The organism is Bradyrhizobium sp. CCBAU 53340 (assembly GCF_015291645.1).
GTDB lineage: Bacteria > Pseudomonadota > Alphaproteobacteria > Rhizobiales > Xanthobacteraceae > Bradyrhizobium.
The window spans coordinates 4752492-4767293 of sequence record NZ_CP030055.1; the positions used below are offsets into that span (position 1 = coordinate 4752492).

Annotated in this window: 13 protein-coding genes; 5 read left to right on the plus strand and 8 right to left on the minus strand. The window is 64.6% G+C overall.

What is annotated here, in order from left to right; genetic code table 11:
- The 5 genes from XH89_RS22730 to XH89_RS22750 all read right to left on the minus strand — a co-directional run bounded on the left by XH89_RS22730 (nucleotide 1) and on the right by XH89_RS22750 (nucleotide 6464).
- Entirely contained in the window at nucleotides 1-1719 is a 1719-nt protein-coding gene (locus XH89_RS22730) for an AMP-binding protein (RefSeq protein ID WP_194462649.1), read from the minus strand.
- A complete protein-coding gene (mmsB, locus tag XH89_RS22735; protein WP_194462650.1) occupies nucleotides 1719-2609 on the minus strand; it encodes a 3-hydroxyisobutyrate dehydrogenase in 891 nt (296 codons plus the stop codon). The genes XH89_RS22730 and mmsB overlap by 1 nt, the downstream gene beginning before the upstream one ends.
- A 27-nt stretch (nucleotides 2610-2636) precedes the next feature.
- Nucleotides 2637-3704, minus strand: a complete 1068-nt coding sequence (locus tag XH89_RS22740; RefSeq protein ID WP_194462651.1) for an enoyl-CoA hydratase/isomerase family protein — start codon at nucleotides 3702-3704, stop codon at nucleotides 2637-2639.
- Nucleotides 3701-4846 carry an isobutyryl-CoA dehydrogenase gene (locus XH89_RS22745; protein ID WP_194462652.1) on the minus strand — a complete coding sequence of 382 codons (1146 nt, stop codon included), beginning with the start codon at nucleotides 4844-4846 and terminating at the stop codon, nucleotides 3701-3703. The genes XH89_RS22740 and XH89_RS22745 overlap by 4 nt, the downstream gene beginning before the upstream one ends.
- A gap of 121 nt (nucleotides 4847-4967) precedes the next feature.
- Complete coding sequence (locus XH89_RS22750; protein ID WP_194462653.1) at nucleotides 4968-6464, minus strand: CoA-acylating methylmalonate-semialdehyde dehydrogenase; 1497 nt, start codon at nucleotides 6462-6464, stop codon at nucleotides 4968-4970.
- 102 nt (nucleotides 6465-6566) lie between these two features.
- Here XH89_RS22750 and XH89_RS22755 point away from each other — a divergent pair, with 102 nt between their 5' ends.
- Complete coding sequence (locus tag XH89_RS22755) at nucleotides 6567-7475, plus strand: LysR family transcriptional regulator (RefSeq protein WP_194462654.1); 909 nt, start codon at nucleotides 6567-6569, stop codon at nucleotides 7473-7475.
- Nucleotides 7476-7582: 107 nt separating this feature from the next.
- On the opposite strand, the gene XH89_RS22760 is transcribed toward XH89_RS22755, so the two are convergent.
- Together XH89_RS22760 and XH89_RS22765 are read right to left on the minus strand one after the other, a co-directional pair.
- Nucleotides 7583-8203: a TetR/AcrR family transcriptional regulator gene (locus tag XH89_RS22760; RefSeq protein WP_194462655.1), complete on the minus strand. Its 621-nt coding sequence runs from the start codon at nucleotides 8201-8203 to the stop codon at nucleotides 7583-7585.
- 59 nt (nucleotides 8204-8262) lie between these two features.
- Nucleotides 8263-8802, minus strand: coding sequence for a PaaI family thioesterase (locus tag XH89_RS22765; protein WP_194462656.1), 540 nt, complete (start codon nucleotides 8800-8802; stop codon nucleotides 8263-8265).
- Nucleotides 8803-8954: 152 nt separating this feature from the next.
- On the opposite strand from XH89_RS22765, the gene XH89_RS22770 reads away from it, so the two are divergent.
- From XH89_RS22770 to XH89_RS22785, 4 genes are all read left to right on the plus strand, one after another.
- On the plus strand, nucleotides 8955-9725 hold the full coding sequence (locus XH89_RS22770) for an enoyl-CoA hydratase (protein WP_194462657.1): 771 nt from the start codon (nucleotides 8955-8957) through the stop codon (nucleotides 9723-9725).
- A gap of 126 nt (nucleotides 9726-9851) precedes the next feature.
- A complete protein-coding gene (locus tag XH89_RS22775; protein ID WP_194462658.1) occupies nucleotides 9852-11048 on the plus strand; it encodes an acetyl-CoA C-acyltransferase in 1197 nt (398 codons plus the stop codon).
- Nucleotides 11049-11162: 114 nt separating this feature from the next.
- Nucleotides 11163-12458 carry an MFS transporter gene (locus XH89_RS22780; protein WP_194462659.1) on the plus strand — a complete coding sequence of 432 codons (1296 nt, stop codon included), beginning with the start codon at nucleotides 11163-11165 and terminating at the stop codon, nucleotides 12456-12458.
- 225 nt (nucleotides 12459-12683) lie between these two features.
- Entirely contained in the window at nucleotides 12684-14159 is a 1476-nt protein-coding gene (locus XH89_RS22785) for an FAD-binding oxidoreductase (RefSeq protein WP_194462660.1), read from the plus strand.
- A 26-nt stretch (nucleotides 14160-14185) separates the two neighbouring features.
- Here XH89_RS22785 and XH89_RS22790 read toward each other — a convergent pair whose 3' ends face one another.
- Complete coding sequence (locus tag XH89_RS22790; protein ID WP_194468581.1) at nucleotides 14186-14722, minus strand: hypothetical protein; 537 nt, start codon at nucleotides 14720-14722, stop codon at nucleotides 14186-14188.
- Nucleotides 14723-14802: the final 80 nt, after the last annotated feature.

Consider the following 14802-nt stretch of genomic DNA (forward strand, 5'->3'; position numbering starts at 1 on the left):
TCAGGTCTCACTTCTTGTTTTCGGCAGCTCCGGAAAATCCTCCTCACGGAATTCCCGGCCGCGTAGCGGATCGTTGCGATCATCGTCGCGTTCGAGCCGTCGTAGCTGCACGCGGCGGATTTTGCCAGAGATCGTCTTCGGCAGCTCGGTGACGATTTCGAGACGACGGATGCGCTTGAACGGCGCGAGCCGCGTGTGCAGGTGCCTGAAGATGGACAGCGCCGTCTCCGGCGTCCGCTCCGCCCCTGCGGTCAGCAGCACGAAGGCCTTGGGAATCGCGAGCCTGATAGGATCGGGGCTCGGCACTACGGCCGCTTCCGCCACCAGCTCATGCTCCAAAAGCACGCTTTCCAGCTCGAACGGGCTGATGCGGTAGTCGGATGATTTGAACACGTCGTCGGAGCGGCCGACGAAGGTGAGATAGCCGTCCTCATCTTCGAAGACGACGTCGCCACTGCGATAGAGCTCGCCTTCGGCGCCCGACAGCTTGCCGTCGTCGCCCTGGTAGCCCTGCATCAGGCCGGCGGGCCGGTCAGCGCCGAGCAGCAGCGCCACCTCGCCTTCCCTTGCCGGATGGCCGTCAGCATCGCTGACCTGCACGCGATAGCCTGGCAGCGGTCGGCCCATCGAGCCGACCTTGATCTTTTGCCCCGGCGAATTGCCGGCGAGCGCGGTCGTCTCGGTCTGACCATAGCCGTCGCGGATGGTGAGGCCCCAGGCGGACTGCACCTGGTCGATCACTTCGGGATTGAGCGGCTCGCCGGCACCGCAGACTTCGCGAAGGGCCACCTTGAACGAGGCCAGGTCCTCCTGGATGAACAGCCGCCACACGGTCGGCGGCGCGCACAGCGTGGTGACGCCGCAGCGGCCGATGGTGGCGAGCAGGCCTTTCGCATCGAAACGCGGCTGGTTGACCACGAACACCGTCGCGCCGGCATTCCACGGCGCGAAGAAGCAGCTCCAGGCGTGCTTGGCCCAGCCGGGCGAGGAGATGTTGAGATGGACGTCGCCGGGCTTCAGCCCGATCCAGTACATGGTCGAGAGATGGCCGACCGGGTAGCTGCGCTGGCTGTGCCGCACCAGCTTTGGTTTTGCCGTAGTGCCCGAGGTGAAATAGAGCAGCATCGGGTCGTCGGCGTTGGTCGGGCCGTCGGGCGCAAAACTCTCAGGAGCGTTCGCCGCCTCGTCATAGGCGAGCCAGCCATCGGAGGCGGCGCCGACGACGATGCGCACAATGTTCTCGGCGCCAAGGCTCGCGAACTTCGCAACCTGGTCCTGCGCGGCAACGACCGCCCTTGCCTTGCCGCGGTCGAGCCGATCGCGCAGCTCGTCGGCAGTGAGCAGCGTGGTCGCGGGAATGACGACGACGCCGAGCTTCATTGCCGCGAGCATCGTCTCCCACAGCGGCACGACATTGCTGAGCAGCAGCAGGAGGTGATCGCCGCGCCTCAGGCCCTGCGCGCGAAGAAAGTTGGCAACCTGGTTGGAGCGCTTCGAGAGCGCCGCGAAGGACAGCTTCGTCTGCTTGTCCTGTGCGGCATCGACAATCCAGAGCGCGGGCCGATCCCTGCTGTCCGCATTCGTCGCCAGCTCGGCGTCGAACCAGTCCAGCGCCCAGTTGAAGGGTTCGGGATCGGGCCAGCGGAAATCCTTGACCGCTGTCTCATAATTCGTGCGGTGAGCAAGAAGAAACGCACGCGCGTCCTGAAATGTCGTCATTAAGCTTTCCCGGCTAGCCCCCTAACGTGCTTGATAATTCCGGAAAAATCCACCCCGCCCTGGCCGGCTGCGTCGAAAGACTGATAGATCTCCTGCGCATGCTTGCCGAGCGGCGTCGCCGCGCCCGCGGCCTTGGCGGCGTCCTGCGCCAGGGTCAGATCCTTCACCATCAGCGCCGAGGCGAAACCCGGCTTGTAATCGTTATTCGCGGGCGAGGTCGGCACCGGGCCCGGAACCGGGCAATAGGTCGTCAGCGACCAGCACTGCCCCGACGAGGTCGAGGCGACGTCGAACAGCGCCTGGTGCGAGAGGCCGAGCTTCTCGCCGAGCGCGAAGGCTTCGCTGACCGCGATCATGGAAATGCCGAGGATCATGTTGTTGCAGATCTTGGCGGCCTGGCCCGCGCCGGCACCACCGCAATGCACGATCTTCTTGCCCATCTTCTCCAGCACGGGCTTTGCCGCCGCAAATGCGCCCTCCTCGCCGCCGCACATGAAGGTCAGCGTCGCCCCCTTCGCGCCGCCGGTGCCGCCCGAGACCGGCGCGTCCACCGAGAGCACGCCGTGCTTGGCCGCGAGCGCGTGGGCTGCCCTCGCGCTCTCGACATCGATGGTGGAGCTGTCGATGATCAGCGCGCCTTTGGTCATGGCGGGAAGCACTTCATTCCAAACGCCAAGCACGTGTTTGCCGGCCGGCAACATGGTGACGACGACATCGGCGCCCTTCGCCGCGCCCGCGGCGCTGTCCGCGATCCCGGCGCCGTCGGCCTTGGCCTGGTTGCGCGAGGCCTCGACGAGATCGAAGGCGATGACCTTGTGGCCGGCCTTGACCAGATTGGCGGCCATCGGGCCGCCCATGTTGCCGAGACCGATGAATGCGATCGTGGCCATTGTCGTTTCCTCCGCTCGTTTCGTTGATTAGTTGAACTTGAGCTCGTCGGCGCCGATCCCGGCGAAATATGGTGCAAGCGTCTGCGGCGTCACATCCTCGATGCGCGGCGGCGACCAGGTCGGGTTGCGGTCCTTGTCGATGACGGCGGCGCGGACGCCTTCGCGAAAATCATCGCTGCGAAACACTTCCAGCGCAGCGCGATATTCGCGCACAAGACACTCTTCCAGGCTCGAGGCGGTGCGCGCGAGCCGCAGCAGCTTCAGCGTCACAACCATGCCGCGCGGCGATTTTTCATTGAGCGTCTTCAGGGTTGCCAGCGCGAACTCGGAGCCGTTGCGCTTGAGTGCGGCGACGACATCCTCCATCCGGTCGAAGCCGAACAACGCATCGATCACCGGTTCTTTCGCGGCGACCGGCCCCGCCCTCTCGCCGGTCGAAAAGCCGTCGATGAGCTTGCCGACCTCGGCCGCGGTCACGCCCGAGCGAACCCCGGTCAGCGCCTGGCGCAACTCCGGCCATTTCGCCACCGGCACAACCCAATCGGCGAATTTCGCGTGGATCGCATCCGGCCCATTCATGGTCTGGCCGGTCAGACCGAAATAGGTGCCGATCTCGCCGGGCGAGTGCGACAACAAATAGGTGCCGCCGACATCGGGGAAGAAGCCGAGCCCGACCTCCGGCATCGCGAGCTTGGTCCGGTCGGTCACGATGCGGTGGCTGGCATGGGCGGAGAGACCGACGCCGCCGCCCATCACGATGCCGTCCATGAAGGCGACATAGGGCTTAGGGAATTTCTTGATCCGGGCGTTGAGGATGTATTCCTCGCGCCACAGGATCTTGCCGAGATCACCGTTGACTTTCGAGCTCTCCCAGAGCGCGCGGATGTCGCCGCCGGCGCACAGGCCACGCTCGCCGGCGCCTTCCAGCAGGATCACGGCAACAACGGGATCGGCTTCGAAGCGGTCGAGCGCCTTCTCGATGTCGCGAAACATCTCCAGCGTCACGGCATTGATGGCCTTGGGGCGGTTGAGCCGGATGATACCAGCCGCGCCCTCGACACGGGCGACCAGATCGCCCTCTTCCGTCGCGTTCATCGCGCGCCCTCGATCAACTTGCGCGCCACGATGAGCCGCATGATTTCATTGGTGCCTTCGAGGATCTGGTGCACGCGCAGATCGCGCACGATCTTCTCGATGCCGTATTCGCTGAGATAACCGTAGCCACCGTGCAGCTGCAGCGCATGGTTGGCGACCTCGAAGCCGACATCGGTACCGAAACGCTTGGCCATCGCGCAGAGCATGGTGGCATCAGGGTCCTTGCGGTCCAGTGCCGCCGCGGCACGCCACAGGAAGGTGCGTGCGGCCTCGAGCTCGATCGCCATATCGGCGAGCTTGAACTGCAACGCCTGGAATTCGTCGAGGCGCTTTCCGAAGGCCTTGCGCTCCTTCATGTAGGCGCGCGCCTTGTCGAGCGCGGTCTGCGCGCCACCGAGCGAACACGCGGTGATGTTGAGACGGCCACCATCGAGGCCAGCCATCGCGATCTTGAAGCCGACGCCCTCCTCGCTCAACCGGTTGGCGACCGGCACGCGGGCGTTCTCGAACATCACGGCGCGGGTCGGCTGTGCATTCCAGCCCATCTTGCGCTCATTGGCGCCAAAGGAAACGCCAAGCGTCTTGCCGTCGATGACGAGCGTCGAGATGCCGCCGGGGCCATCGCCGCCGGTGCGCACCATCGCGACGAGAAGATCAGTGCCGCCAGCGCCAGAGATGAACTGCTTCTGGCCGTTGAGCACGTAATGATCGCCGTCGCGCACGGCGCGGGTGCGCAGCGCTGCCGCATCCGAGCCGGCGCCCGGCTCGGTCAGGCAGTAGCTCGCGATCAGCTCCATCGAGCAGAGTTTTGGCAACCATTGATGGCGCTGGGTGTCGCTGCCGAAGGCATCGATCATCCAGCTTGCCATGTTGTGGATGGAGATGAAGGCCGAGGTGGTCGGACAGCCCGTCGCCAGCGCCTCGAAAATCAGCGCCGCGTCGAACCGCGACATCGCCGAACCCCCGACATCGTCGCGGATGTAGATGCCACCCATACCGAGGGCGGCGGCCTCGCGCATGACATCGACGGGGAAATGCTTCTCCTCGTCCCAGCGTAGCGCGTGCGGCGCGATCTTTTCTGCCGCAAACGCCAACGCCATGTCGCGAACCGCGACCTGATCCTCGTTCAGAGCGAACTGCATGCTGGGCTCCTCACCTTCCTCGTCATTGCGAGGAGCGAAGCGACGAAGCAATCCAGGCTGTCTATGCGGAAAGATTCTGGATTGCTTCGCTACGCTCGCAATGACGGGCTGGGCAACAGCCCTACTTCATCAGCGGGATCGAGAACTCCGCGCCTTCCTTGACGCCGGATGGCCAACGCGAGGTCACCGTCTTGGTCTTGGTGTAGAAGCGGACCGAATCGGGACCGTGCTGATTGAGATCGCCGAAGCCAGACTTCTTCCAGCCGCCGAAGGTGTAATAGGCGATCGGCACCGGGATCGGCACGTTGATGCCGACCATGCCCACATTGACCTTGGCTGCGAAGTCGCGCGCGGCGTCGCCGTCGCGGGTGAAGATGGCAACACCGTTGCCGTAGTCATGCTCGGACGGCAGCGCCAATGCTTCCTTGTAGTCGTGTGCGCGCACGACCGAGAGCACCGGCCCGAAGATCTCTTCCTTGTAGATCCGCATGTCCTTGGTGACGTTGTCGAACAGCGAACCGCCGAGATAGAAGCCGTTCTCGTAGCCCTGCATCTTGAAGCCGCGGCCGTCGACGGCGAGCGTCGCGCCTTCCTTGATACCGATGTCGATGTAGCTCTTGACCTTCTCGACCGCCTCGCGCGTCACCAGCGGACCGTAATCGGCCGACGGATCGATCGAGGTGCCGATCTTGAGGCTCTCGACGCGCGGGATCAGCTTGTCCATCAGACGATCGGCGGTGGTTTTGCCGACCGGGACCGCGACGGAGACGGCCATGCAGCGCTCGCCGGCCGAGCCGTAGCCCGCGCCGATCAGCGCGTCGACGGCCTGGTCCATATCGGCGTCCGGCATGATGATAGCGTGGTTCTTGGCGCCGCCGAAACACTGGCAGCGCTTGCCGGTCTGCGCGGCGCGCTCATAGATGTACTGCGCGATCGGCGTGGAGCCGACGAAACCGATGGCCTTGATGTCAGGATCGTCGAGGATGGCGTCGACGGCTTCCTTGTCGCCGTTGACGACGTTGAGGATGCCGGCCGGCAGGCCCGCTTCCATCATCAATTGGGCGAGCAGCATCGGCACGCCGGGATCGCGCTCCGACGGCTTGAGGATGAAGGCGTTGCCGCAGGCGATCGCGGGGGCGAACTTCCACATCGGGATCATCGCCGGGAAGTTGAACGGCGTGATGCCGGCGACGACGCCGAGAGGCTGGCGCATCGAATAGATGTCGATGCCGGGGCCGGCGCCCTCGGTGTATTCGCCCTTCATCAGGTGCGGGATGCCGCAGGCAAACTCGGCGACTTCGAGGCCGCGCTGGATGTCACCCTTCGCGTCGGGAACGGTCTTGCCGTGCTCGCGCGCGAGCAGCTCGGCGAGCTTGTCGTAGTCGCGCTGCACCAGCTCGAGGAATTTCATCATGACACGGGCGCGGCGCTGCGGATTGGTCGCGGCCCATTCCGGCTGCGCGGCGCGGGCGTTCTCCACGGCGGCGCGCACTTCGGCCTTGGACGCCAGCGCGACCTTGGCCTGGACGTCTCCGGTCATCGGCTCGAAGACGTCGGCGGTGCGGCCCGAGGTGCCCTTGACCTCCTTGCCGCCGATGAAATGTCCGATTGAACGCATGGAATGATCTCCTTCAGGCCGAGCTTGAACGCTTTGACAAATCCTATTGACCTGCATTTTATAGGATTCAAGTCTGAGATAATGCACCATAGATGTGCGAAAATGCTGGATCAAGGCGCTATCGATTGGGACGACTTTCGCTTCGTGCTGGCCATCGTCAGGGGCGGCTCGGTGTCGGCTGCAGCAAAACAGCTCGGCGTCGACCATGCCACGGTGATCCGTCGCGTCGACCGGCTGGAGAAGCACCTCTCTGCAAAGCTGTTTGACCGGCGCAAGACCGGCTACCTCCTCACCGAGGCCGGCCAGCGCGTCGCCGACAGCGCGGAGGCGATGGAATCGACGATCGTCGCCAACCAGGAGCAGGTCGGTGGCTCCGTGGCGCGGCTCACCGGCACGGTGCGGATCGGCGCCCCCGATGGCTTCGGCACCGCCTTCCTGGCGCCGCGACTGGCGCCGTTCGCCGACCGCTATCCCGATCTCGATTTGCAACTTGTGGCAACCGCGCGGCTGTTCAGCCTCTCAAAACGCGAGGCCGATATTGCGATCAGCCTGACCATGCCGAAGGAAGGTCGCATCGTTGGCCGGAAGCTGCTCGACTACCGTCTTGGGCTTTATGCGTCGCCGGCCTATCTCGACCGTTTCCCGAAAATCGCCTCGCGGCAGGACCTGCCCCAGCACCGGTTCGTCGGTTACATCGAGGAACTCCTGTTCACGCCGGAGCTCGACTATCTGCCGCAGGTGTCGCCGCGCATCTCCGCCCGCTTCCGCAGCGCCAATCTGATCGCCCAGCTCAACGCCACGCTCTCGGGCTTCGGCATCGCGGTGCTGCCGCATTTCATGGCGAGCGACTGTCCACAGCTCAAGGCGGTGCTGCCGGATGAGGTCTCGATTACAAGGACGTTCTGGATGCTGATGCACGCCGACAGCAAGGACCTCGCCCGGATCCGGGCCGTGGCGGACTATATCGGCGAGATCGTGGAGCGAGAGCGGGCGCTGTTTGCGGGGCGGTGAGAAATCGTAGGGTGGGCAAAAGCGAAGCGTGCCCACGCACTTTTTGTGAACGAGAGAGATCGTGGGCACGGCGCTTGCGCGCCTTTGTCCACCCTACGACGTCTTGCCTAATTCTGCTTCGCCTTCTTCGCAGGGGCGACCTTCGGCTCACGCTTCGCGCCCTCGAGCGCGCTGTCCTTGCCCGCCTTCAGCACTTCATCCGACAGCTCGCTGGAGCCCGCGATGCGCGCCAGCAGCATGGTGCCGGCCATCGTCGCCAGCGTCGCGATCGCCTGCTTGCGCGCAGCCTTGCGCGGCAGATTCGGAATAAAACCCGTCATCATCTCGACCATCTCGTCGAGCTTGCCGGCAAAGGCCTTGCGCGTCTTCGGGCTCTCCCGGGCGATTTCTGCACCGAGCGCAGGAATCGAGCAGCCATGGCCGGGATTGTCCCGGTGCAGCGTGGAAAGATAGGTCTCGACGATCTGGGTCAGCTGCTTCTCAGGGGGAAGCTGATCCGATTGCTTGCGCCAATGCTCCATCGAGCGATCCATGGCGTAGGCAAAGGCCTCGATCACCAGCGCCTCGCGGGAATCGAAATGCGCGTAAAAGCCGCCATGGGTCAGACCCGCCTCCTTCATGAGATCGGCAACACCGATGCCATGGGCGCCCTTTTCGCGCAGGCGCACGGAGGCCTTCTTCACGATGCGGTCGTGGGTTTCCTGCTTGTGTTCCCGGGAATAGCGCATGCAGCTCTCATTGGATGTCAGAGGTCATCTCATAACACGTATATCGGTCGGCCGACGCATTAATTCGCGGTAAAATTGTTGCCGATCATGGAAAAGGTTGCAGTTGCATGGACTGCAAGTGCCCCCTTACCGTCGCGGACGAACCCTTCGGTGTAGCTGGTCTGACGCCCCAGCTTGATGATCTTGCCCTCGGCCGAAATCAGCCCTGACCGGACCGAAAGCGGACGCAGGAAAGTCATCTTCAGGTCGAGTGTCACCGACGACTGCCCGGCCTCCAGCCGGGTCGAAATGGCGCACCCCATGGCGGTGTCGAGGAGCGCGGCGGCGGTCGCCCCGTGCAGGAGGCCGATGGTATTTTCGAGGTCTTCGCGCGGCTCCAGTTCCATCACGATCCGGCCCGGCTCGACCACGGCCATGACGAAGCCGATCAGTTTTGCGAAGGGCGGCGGCGGCAGCTGACCATCGCGGATGCCCAGCATGGCGTCCATGCCTGATAGCACCATGGCCACCTTCGCGACCGGCGCAGGGACCTGCCAATCGACCACGCGCTCGCGCCGCTGTGCGGACGACAACAAATCGAGTTGAGCGGATTCGGCCATGAGGTCTCCTTTCATATGATATACGTCATACTATTCTGCGGACTTCGTGCTGGCAATACCGCCTCATCCGCTTGACAAGGGAGCCATTTCGGCCCGGAAGTGGTGTCGACTGGCGCGCCCTGCGCCTGTCCACGAAACCTTCGAGACATCCGATGGAAATGCTCAACAACCACTGCGGCGTGACGCGCGATGCGCGCGGCGTCGTTCATGTCGCCATCTGCAATGCCGGCTCGCTGAACATTCTGGGCTCGGCCGTGACCGACGCGGTGCGCGAAGGCCTGCAGAAGCTCGCCAAAGACCGCAGCATCCGTGTCCTGGTGCTACGCGGCCAAAGCGAGAAGAGCATGATTGGTGGCGCCGACATCAAGGAGATGGCGAGGCTCGACCAGGCATCGGCCGAGGCCTTCATCAGCCGCCTGCGCGATCTCTGCGAAGCCGTGCGCCAATTCCCCGCCCCCGTAATCGCGCGCATGCCGGGCTGGTGCCTCGGCGGCGGGTTAGAGGTGGCGGCTGCCTGTGATTTCCGCATCGCCGCGCAGGACGCGCATTTCGGCATGCCCGAGGTGCGCGTCGGCATTCCCTCGGTGATCCACGCCGCCCTTCTGCCGCGCCTGATCGGCTGGGCCCGCGCGCGCTGGCTGGTGATGACCGCAGAGAATATCGACGCACCGACGGCGCTGGCCTGGGGCCTCATCGACAAGGTCGCGCCGGCAGGCGGGCTGGATGACGAAATCGAGCATCTCGTGAAGGCGCTGCTCGAATGCGGCCCCGAAGCGCTGCGCGCGCAGAAGGCGCTGCTGCGGCAATGGGAGGAGTTACCGCTGACGGAGTCGGTGAACCTCAGCGTCAAGGTGTTTGGCGAGTCGTTCCTGACGGACGAGCCGACGCGGCTGATGCAGGCGTTCGTGAACAGGAAGCGGTAGACCGCCTCCAATCGAACGACCCATTCTCACCCGACCACGACATTTTCTCATGCCGGGCGCGGTTGCATTTTTTGCGGCGCATCATATGATGAACATAATATTATTCATCATCACAGGGAGTTTGTCATGGCCGAAACCGCCGATCCCGTCGTCATCGTCTCCGCCGCCCGCACCCCGCTCGGCCGCTTCATGGGCGAGTTGTCGCCGCTTGCCGCGCACAAGCTCGGATCGCATGTGATCGGTGCCGCGCTGGAACGCGCCAAGCTCGCCCCCGAGAAAGTGGACGAGGTCTTCATGGGCTGCGTTCTGCCGGCCGGCCAGGGCCAAGCGCCGGCACGCCAGGCCGCGCGCGCGGCCGGCCTGCCCGATGCGACCGGTGCAACTACAGTCAACAAGGTCTGCGGTTCCGGCATGAAAGCAACGATGCTGGCCCACGACATCATTCGCGCCGGCTCGGCCGAGATCGTCGTGTCCGGCGGCATGGAGAGCATGAGCAACGCGCCCTATCTGCTGGCGAAGGCGCGCGGCGGCTACCGCGCCGGCCATGACCGCATCATCGATCACATGATGATGGACGGATTGGAGGACGCCTACGAGACCGGCCGTTCCATGGGCGATTTCGGCGAAGCGACGGCCGAAGCTTACCAGTTCACCCGCAAGGACCAGGACGCCTATGCAATGGAGACGCTGAGCCGCGCCCGCAAGGCGGTCGAGGGCGGTGCATTCAAGGCCGAGATCGCGCCGATCACGTTGACCGAAAAAGCAGGCCCGCGCGTCATCGCCAATGACGAGCATCCGCTGAAGGTTGATCCCGCCAAGATCCCCGGACTGAAACCGGCGTTCCGCGCCAATGGCACCATTACGCCGGCCGCCTCCTCCGCCAACGCCGACGGCGCCGCTGCACTGGTGCTGACCAAGCGCTCGCTCGCCGATCGCAACGGCCTTCCTGCTCTCGCCGAGATCAAGGGGCACGCCACCCACAGCCAGGAGCCGCAATGGTTCACCACGGCGCCGATCCCAGCGATCCGCAAGCTGCTGGACAAGGTCGGCTGGAGCGCAGGCGATGTCGATCTGTTCGAGATCAACGAGGCCTTTGCCGTGGTGGCGATGGCCGCACAGCGCGATCTCGGGATCCCGCGCGACAAGCTCAACATCAATGGCGGCGCCTGCGCGCTCGGTCATCCCATCGGCGCCACCGGTGCACGGCTGATCGTGACGCTGCTGCATGCGCTCGAGGCCAATAACCTCAAGCGCGGCGTGGCGGCGCTCTGCATCGGCGGCGGCGAGGCCACGGCGATCGCGGTCGAGCGCCTCGCACACTAACCACAGCAACGTCCGAAATTGAGGGAAGTCTGTCATTTCAGACTTCCCGCTTCCGTGCCAGACTGCAACAATGACGCGGGTGTTTCGGAGCCCGCCAACCCGGATTGATGAGCAATGATTTCGAACTGGCTTTCGGCCGCGCTCGGCCGTCGCAACATCCATTACGGTTGGGTGATGGTGGGCGTGACCTTCTTCGCCGCCCTGATCAGCGCCGGCACGGTGGGCGCGCCCGGCGTGTTCATCGTTCCGCTTCAGAAGGAGTTCGGCTGGAGCACGGCCGAAATCTCCTCCGCGCTCTCGATCCGCTTCATCCTGTTCGGGTTGATGGCACCGTTCGCGGCCGCCCTGCTCAACCGCTATGGCCTGCGCAATGTCACGTTGACGGCGCAGCTGATCGTCGTCTCCGCGCTGGTGCTGTCGCTCGGCATGACGCAGGTCTGGCAATTGGTAGCGCTCTGGGGCGTGGTGATCGGCATCGGCACCGGCATGACGGCGCTGGTGCTGGGCGCCACCATCGCGACGCGCTGGTTCGCCGCGCGCCGCGGCCTCGTCATCGGCATCATGACCGCGAGCGTTGCGACCGGCCAACTCGTGTTCCTGCCTTTGCTGGCAAGCCTGACCGAACGATTTGGCTGGCGGCTGGCGCTCGGCTTCGTCTGCATCATGCTCGGCGTTTCCGCGACGGCGGTCCTGCTCGTCATGCGCGACCGGCCAAGCGATGTGGGCCTGCGCCCGTTCGGCGACGAAGGCACCGAGCCCCTGCCCGCGCCGCCCGCGAGCCACGGTTCGATCACATCAGTCGCCCTCGGCACGCTGCGCGACGCCTCGAAGTCGAGCGCGTTCTGGATCCTGTTTGCGACCTTCTTCGTCTGCGGCGCTTCGACCAACGGCCTCGTGCAGGTGCACCTGATCCCGATGTGCCTCGATTTCGGCATTCCGCAGGTGCAGGCAGCGAGCCTTTTGGCGGCGATGGGCATCTTCGACTTCTTCGGCACCATCATGTCGGGCTGGCTGTCGGACCGCTATGACAACCGCTACCTCCTGTTCTGGTACTACGCCCTGCGCGGGCTCTCGCTGATCTTCCTGCCCTTCAGCGATTTCTCGTTCTATGGCCTGTCGATCTTCGCGATGTTCTACGGCCTCGACTGGATCGCGACCGTGCCGCCCACAGTGCGGCTGACCGCGCAGAAATTCGGCCCCGAACGCGCCAATCTGGTGTTCGGCTGGATCTTTGCCGGCCATCAGCTCGGTGCCGGCACCGCCGCTTTTGGCGCGGGCCTGTCGCGCACGTTGCTGCAGAGCTATCTGCCCGCCTTCTTCGTCGCCGGCGCGCTCTGCGTGTTCGCCTCGTTGATCGTGCTGGCGCTGTCGCGGCAGCCGAAGCCGCAGACAAAGCCCGCGATGGCCTAGTACCTGGTCGTGGTGGTGACGCCGAACGCTGCGGCGTCACCGATCCGCGCGCGCCTCCTGGGTCCGGGCAGCCGCAAGACGTTGGCGAAAATGTTGAGAGACGTTGGCGGAATTTGTGCTGGCGTTACCGATATTGCCGTTAGACTTCGCGGTCCAAACGTGGACAATGCGACCTCAAGCGCTTCGCGCGCGCAGTGCACACCAAGATGCGCCAGGGGAAACAAAATGCCGACTGCCTTCCCGTCGCCCATACCCGCCATTCCGACCGTCCCCTTGACCGTCCAGCTACGCGATGCGTTGCGCGCGATCGTGGGCGAAAAGGGCATGATCGAGGACGATCACGGCATGCAGCCGTTCGTGACCGACTGGCGAGGATTGCTGTTTGGCGGCGCCGGTGCTGTCGTTCGCCCTGGCAGCACCGCGGAAGTCTCGCAAGTGGTCCGGCTCTGCCATGAGCATGGTGTCGCGATCGTGCCGCAGGGCGGCAACACTGGCCTGATGGGCGGCGCCACGCCCTGGCCTGCACACACCGGCATTGTGCTGTCGCTCGGCCGGATGAACCGCGTGCTCGACGTCGATCCCGTCGGCTATGCGATGACGGTCGAGGCCGGCTGCGTTTTGCAGACGCTTCAGGAGACCGCGGCCGCACACGACAGGTTTCTGCCGCTCAGCCTTGGCGCCCAGGGCTCCTGCATGATCGGCGGAAATCTGTCGACCAATGCCGGCGGCGTGCAGGTGCTGCGCTACGGCAATGCGCGCAATCTCGTGCTCGGGCTCGAAGTCGTGCTGCCCAACGGCGATGTCTGGAATGGACTGCGTGCGCTCAAGAAGGACAACACCGGCTACGACCTCAAGCACCTCTTCATGGGCGCCGAGGGGACGCTGGGCATCATCACCAAGGCGGTTCTCAAGCTGTGGCCGGCGCCGAAGGACGTCTGCACGGCCTGGCTCGCCGTCCGCGATCCCCGCGCGGCGCTGGAGATCCTCTCCGAGGCGCATGCCGCGTCCGAGGACAATGTCGGCTCCTGCGAGCTCTTGAGCCGCGCAGCCGTCGATCTCGTGATGCGCCACATTCCCGGTGTCCAGGATCCGCTCAGAGCGGATACGCCGTGGTACCTGCTGCTTGAATGGTCGTCCTCGCGCCCCCGGCAGGACGGGGCCTATGGCATGTCGGAGAAGCTGGAGCAATTTCTCGCCGATCAACTCGAGGCTGGGCGCGTGCTGGATGCGGCGATCGCGCAGACCGTCAGCCAGTCGCGCAACATGTGGCGCATCCGGGAAGCCATGGCCGAGGCCTCGCGCGCCGAGGGACCGGGGATCAGCTATGACGTGTCGGTGGCGATCTCCAAAATTCCTGACTTCATCGACAAGGGGCTCAAGGCCGCACTCGAGATCCTCCCGAGCATTCGCCCCTATCCGCTCGGACATATCGGCGACGGCAATCTGCATTTCTCGTTCATGGGGCCCATCGGCATGGATCAGCAGGCGCTGAACCAGTACACCGCCGCGATTACGCGGGCCGTGAACGATCTCATCACCGCCATGGGCGGCTCGATCTCGGCGGAACACGGCATCGGCATCGAAAAGCTCGACGAGCTCAGCCACTACCGCTCCAAGACCGAGCTCGACATCATGCGCACTATCAAGCGCGCGCTCGATCCGCAGAACATCATGAACCCGGGCAAGGTGCTGCGGGTGTGACGATGCCGGACACCCGCAGCGCCTTTTCAGCCGCGCGGGTTGACGACGGTGTAGCCCCGCAGCGAACGCGCATGCATGCGCGTGGCGTGACCGCCCGAATTGGCGTCATACGCCATCCACATGTCGCCACCGAGGGGCTGCTCCAGCACGAAGACATGTCCATGCCGCGCCGCGACCATTCCTGGTGCCGGTGCCGCGCGCGGAAAACGCAGCCAGTTGGATGCGAGATTCAATTCCGGCACGACATGGCCGAACACGCGGATCGCCGCGCCGCAGCCGCAGAAGGACGATGGGCAACCGGCCGGCCGGCCGCCGACGACGCGATCTCCGGTGACGCTGATCATGGTGGCGGCGTAACCCGCGTCGGTCGCCGTCATCTGTGTCGTCCGATAGGCCTGTAATGACGGCCTCGGAGCCCGCTCGCGGCGCGTCTGCGCGTACGAGAAATCGCACGGCATGGTGACATTACACTCAGGCGCCTGAAGACTCCGATAGGGCCGCGCTTCCGCGGCAATAGAGCTGGCGGCAATAGCGAGACACGCAGAAACAACTTGCTTGATCATTGCAGGACTCTGGGTTGGAGGGTCCTGCCCCGACCAGCAACAACCAATATTGATTTGGCTGAAATGCGCCTGAAGAACGG

Coding starts and splice junctions, on each gene's coding strand:
- XH89_RS22765 (WP_194462656.1), bottom strand. CDS start 8,802: ATGGCCGAATCCGCTCAACTCGATTTGTTGTCGTCCGCACAGCGGCGC.
- XH89_RS22740 (WP_194462651.1), bottom strand. CDS start 3,704: ATGAACGCGACGGAAGAGGGCGATCTGGTCGCCCGTGTCGAGGGCGCG.
- XH89_RS22790 (WP_194468581.1), bottom strand. CDS start 14,722: ATGATCAAGCAAGTTGTTTCTGCGTGTCTCGCTATTGCCGCCAGCTCT.
- XH89_RS22775 (WP_194462658.1), top strand. CDS start 9,852: ATGGCCGAAACCGCCGATCCCGTCGTCATCGTCTCCGCCGCCCGCACC.
- XH89_RS22770 (WP_194462657.1), top strand. CDS start 8,955: ATGGAAATGCTCAACAACCACTGCGGCGTGACGCGCGATGCGCGCGGC.
- XH89_RS22785 (WP_194462660.1), top strand. CDS start 12,684: ATGCCGACTGCCTTCCCGTCGCCCATACCCGCCATTCCGACCGTCCCC.
- mmsB (WP_194462650.1), bottom strand. CDS start 2,609: ATGGCCACGATCGCATTCATCGGTCTCGGCAACATGGGCGGCCCGATG.
- XH89_RS22750 (WP_194462653.1), bottom strand. CDS start 6,464: ATGCGTTCAATCGGACATTTCATCGGCGGCAAGGAGGTCAAGGGCACC.
- XH89_RS22730 (WP_194462649.1), bottom strand. CDS start 1,719: ATGACGACATTTCAGGACGCGCGTGCGTTTCTTCTTGCTCACCGCACG.
- XH89_RS22745 (WP_194462652.1), bottom strand. CDS start 4,846: ATGCAGTTCGCTCTGAACGAGGATCAGGTCGCGGTTCGCGACATGGCG.
- XH89_RS22780 (WP_194462659.1), top strand. CDS start 11,163: ATGATTTCGAACTGGCTTTCGGCCGCGCTCGGCCGTCGCAACATCCAT.
- XH89_RS22760 (WP_194462655.1), bottom strand. CDS start 8,203: ATGCGCTATTCCCGGGAACACAAGCAGGAAACCCACGACCGCATCGTG.
- XH89_RS22755 (WP_194462654.1), top strand. CDS start 6,567: ATGCTGGATCAAGGCGCTATCGATTGGGACGACTTTCGCTTCGTGCTG.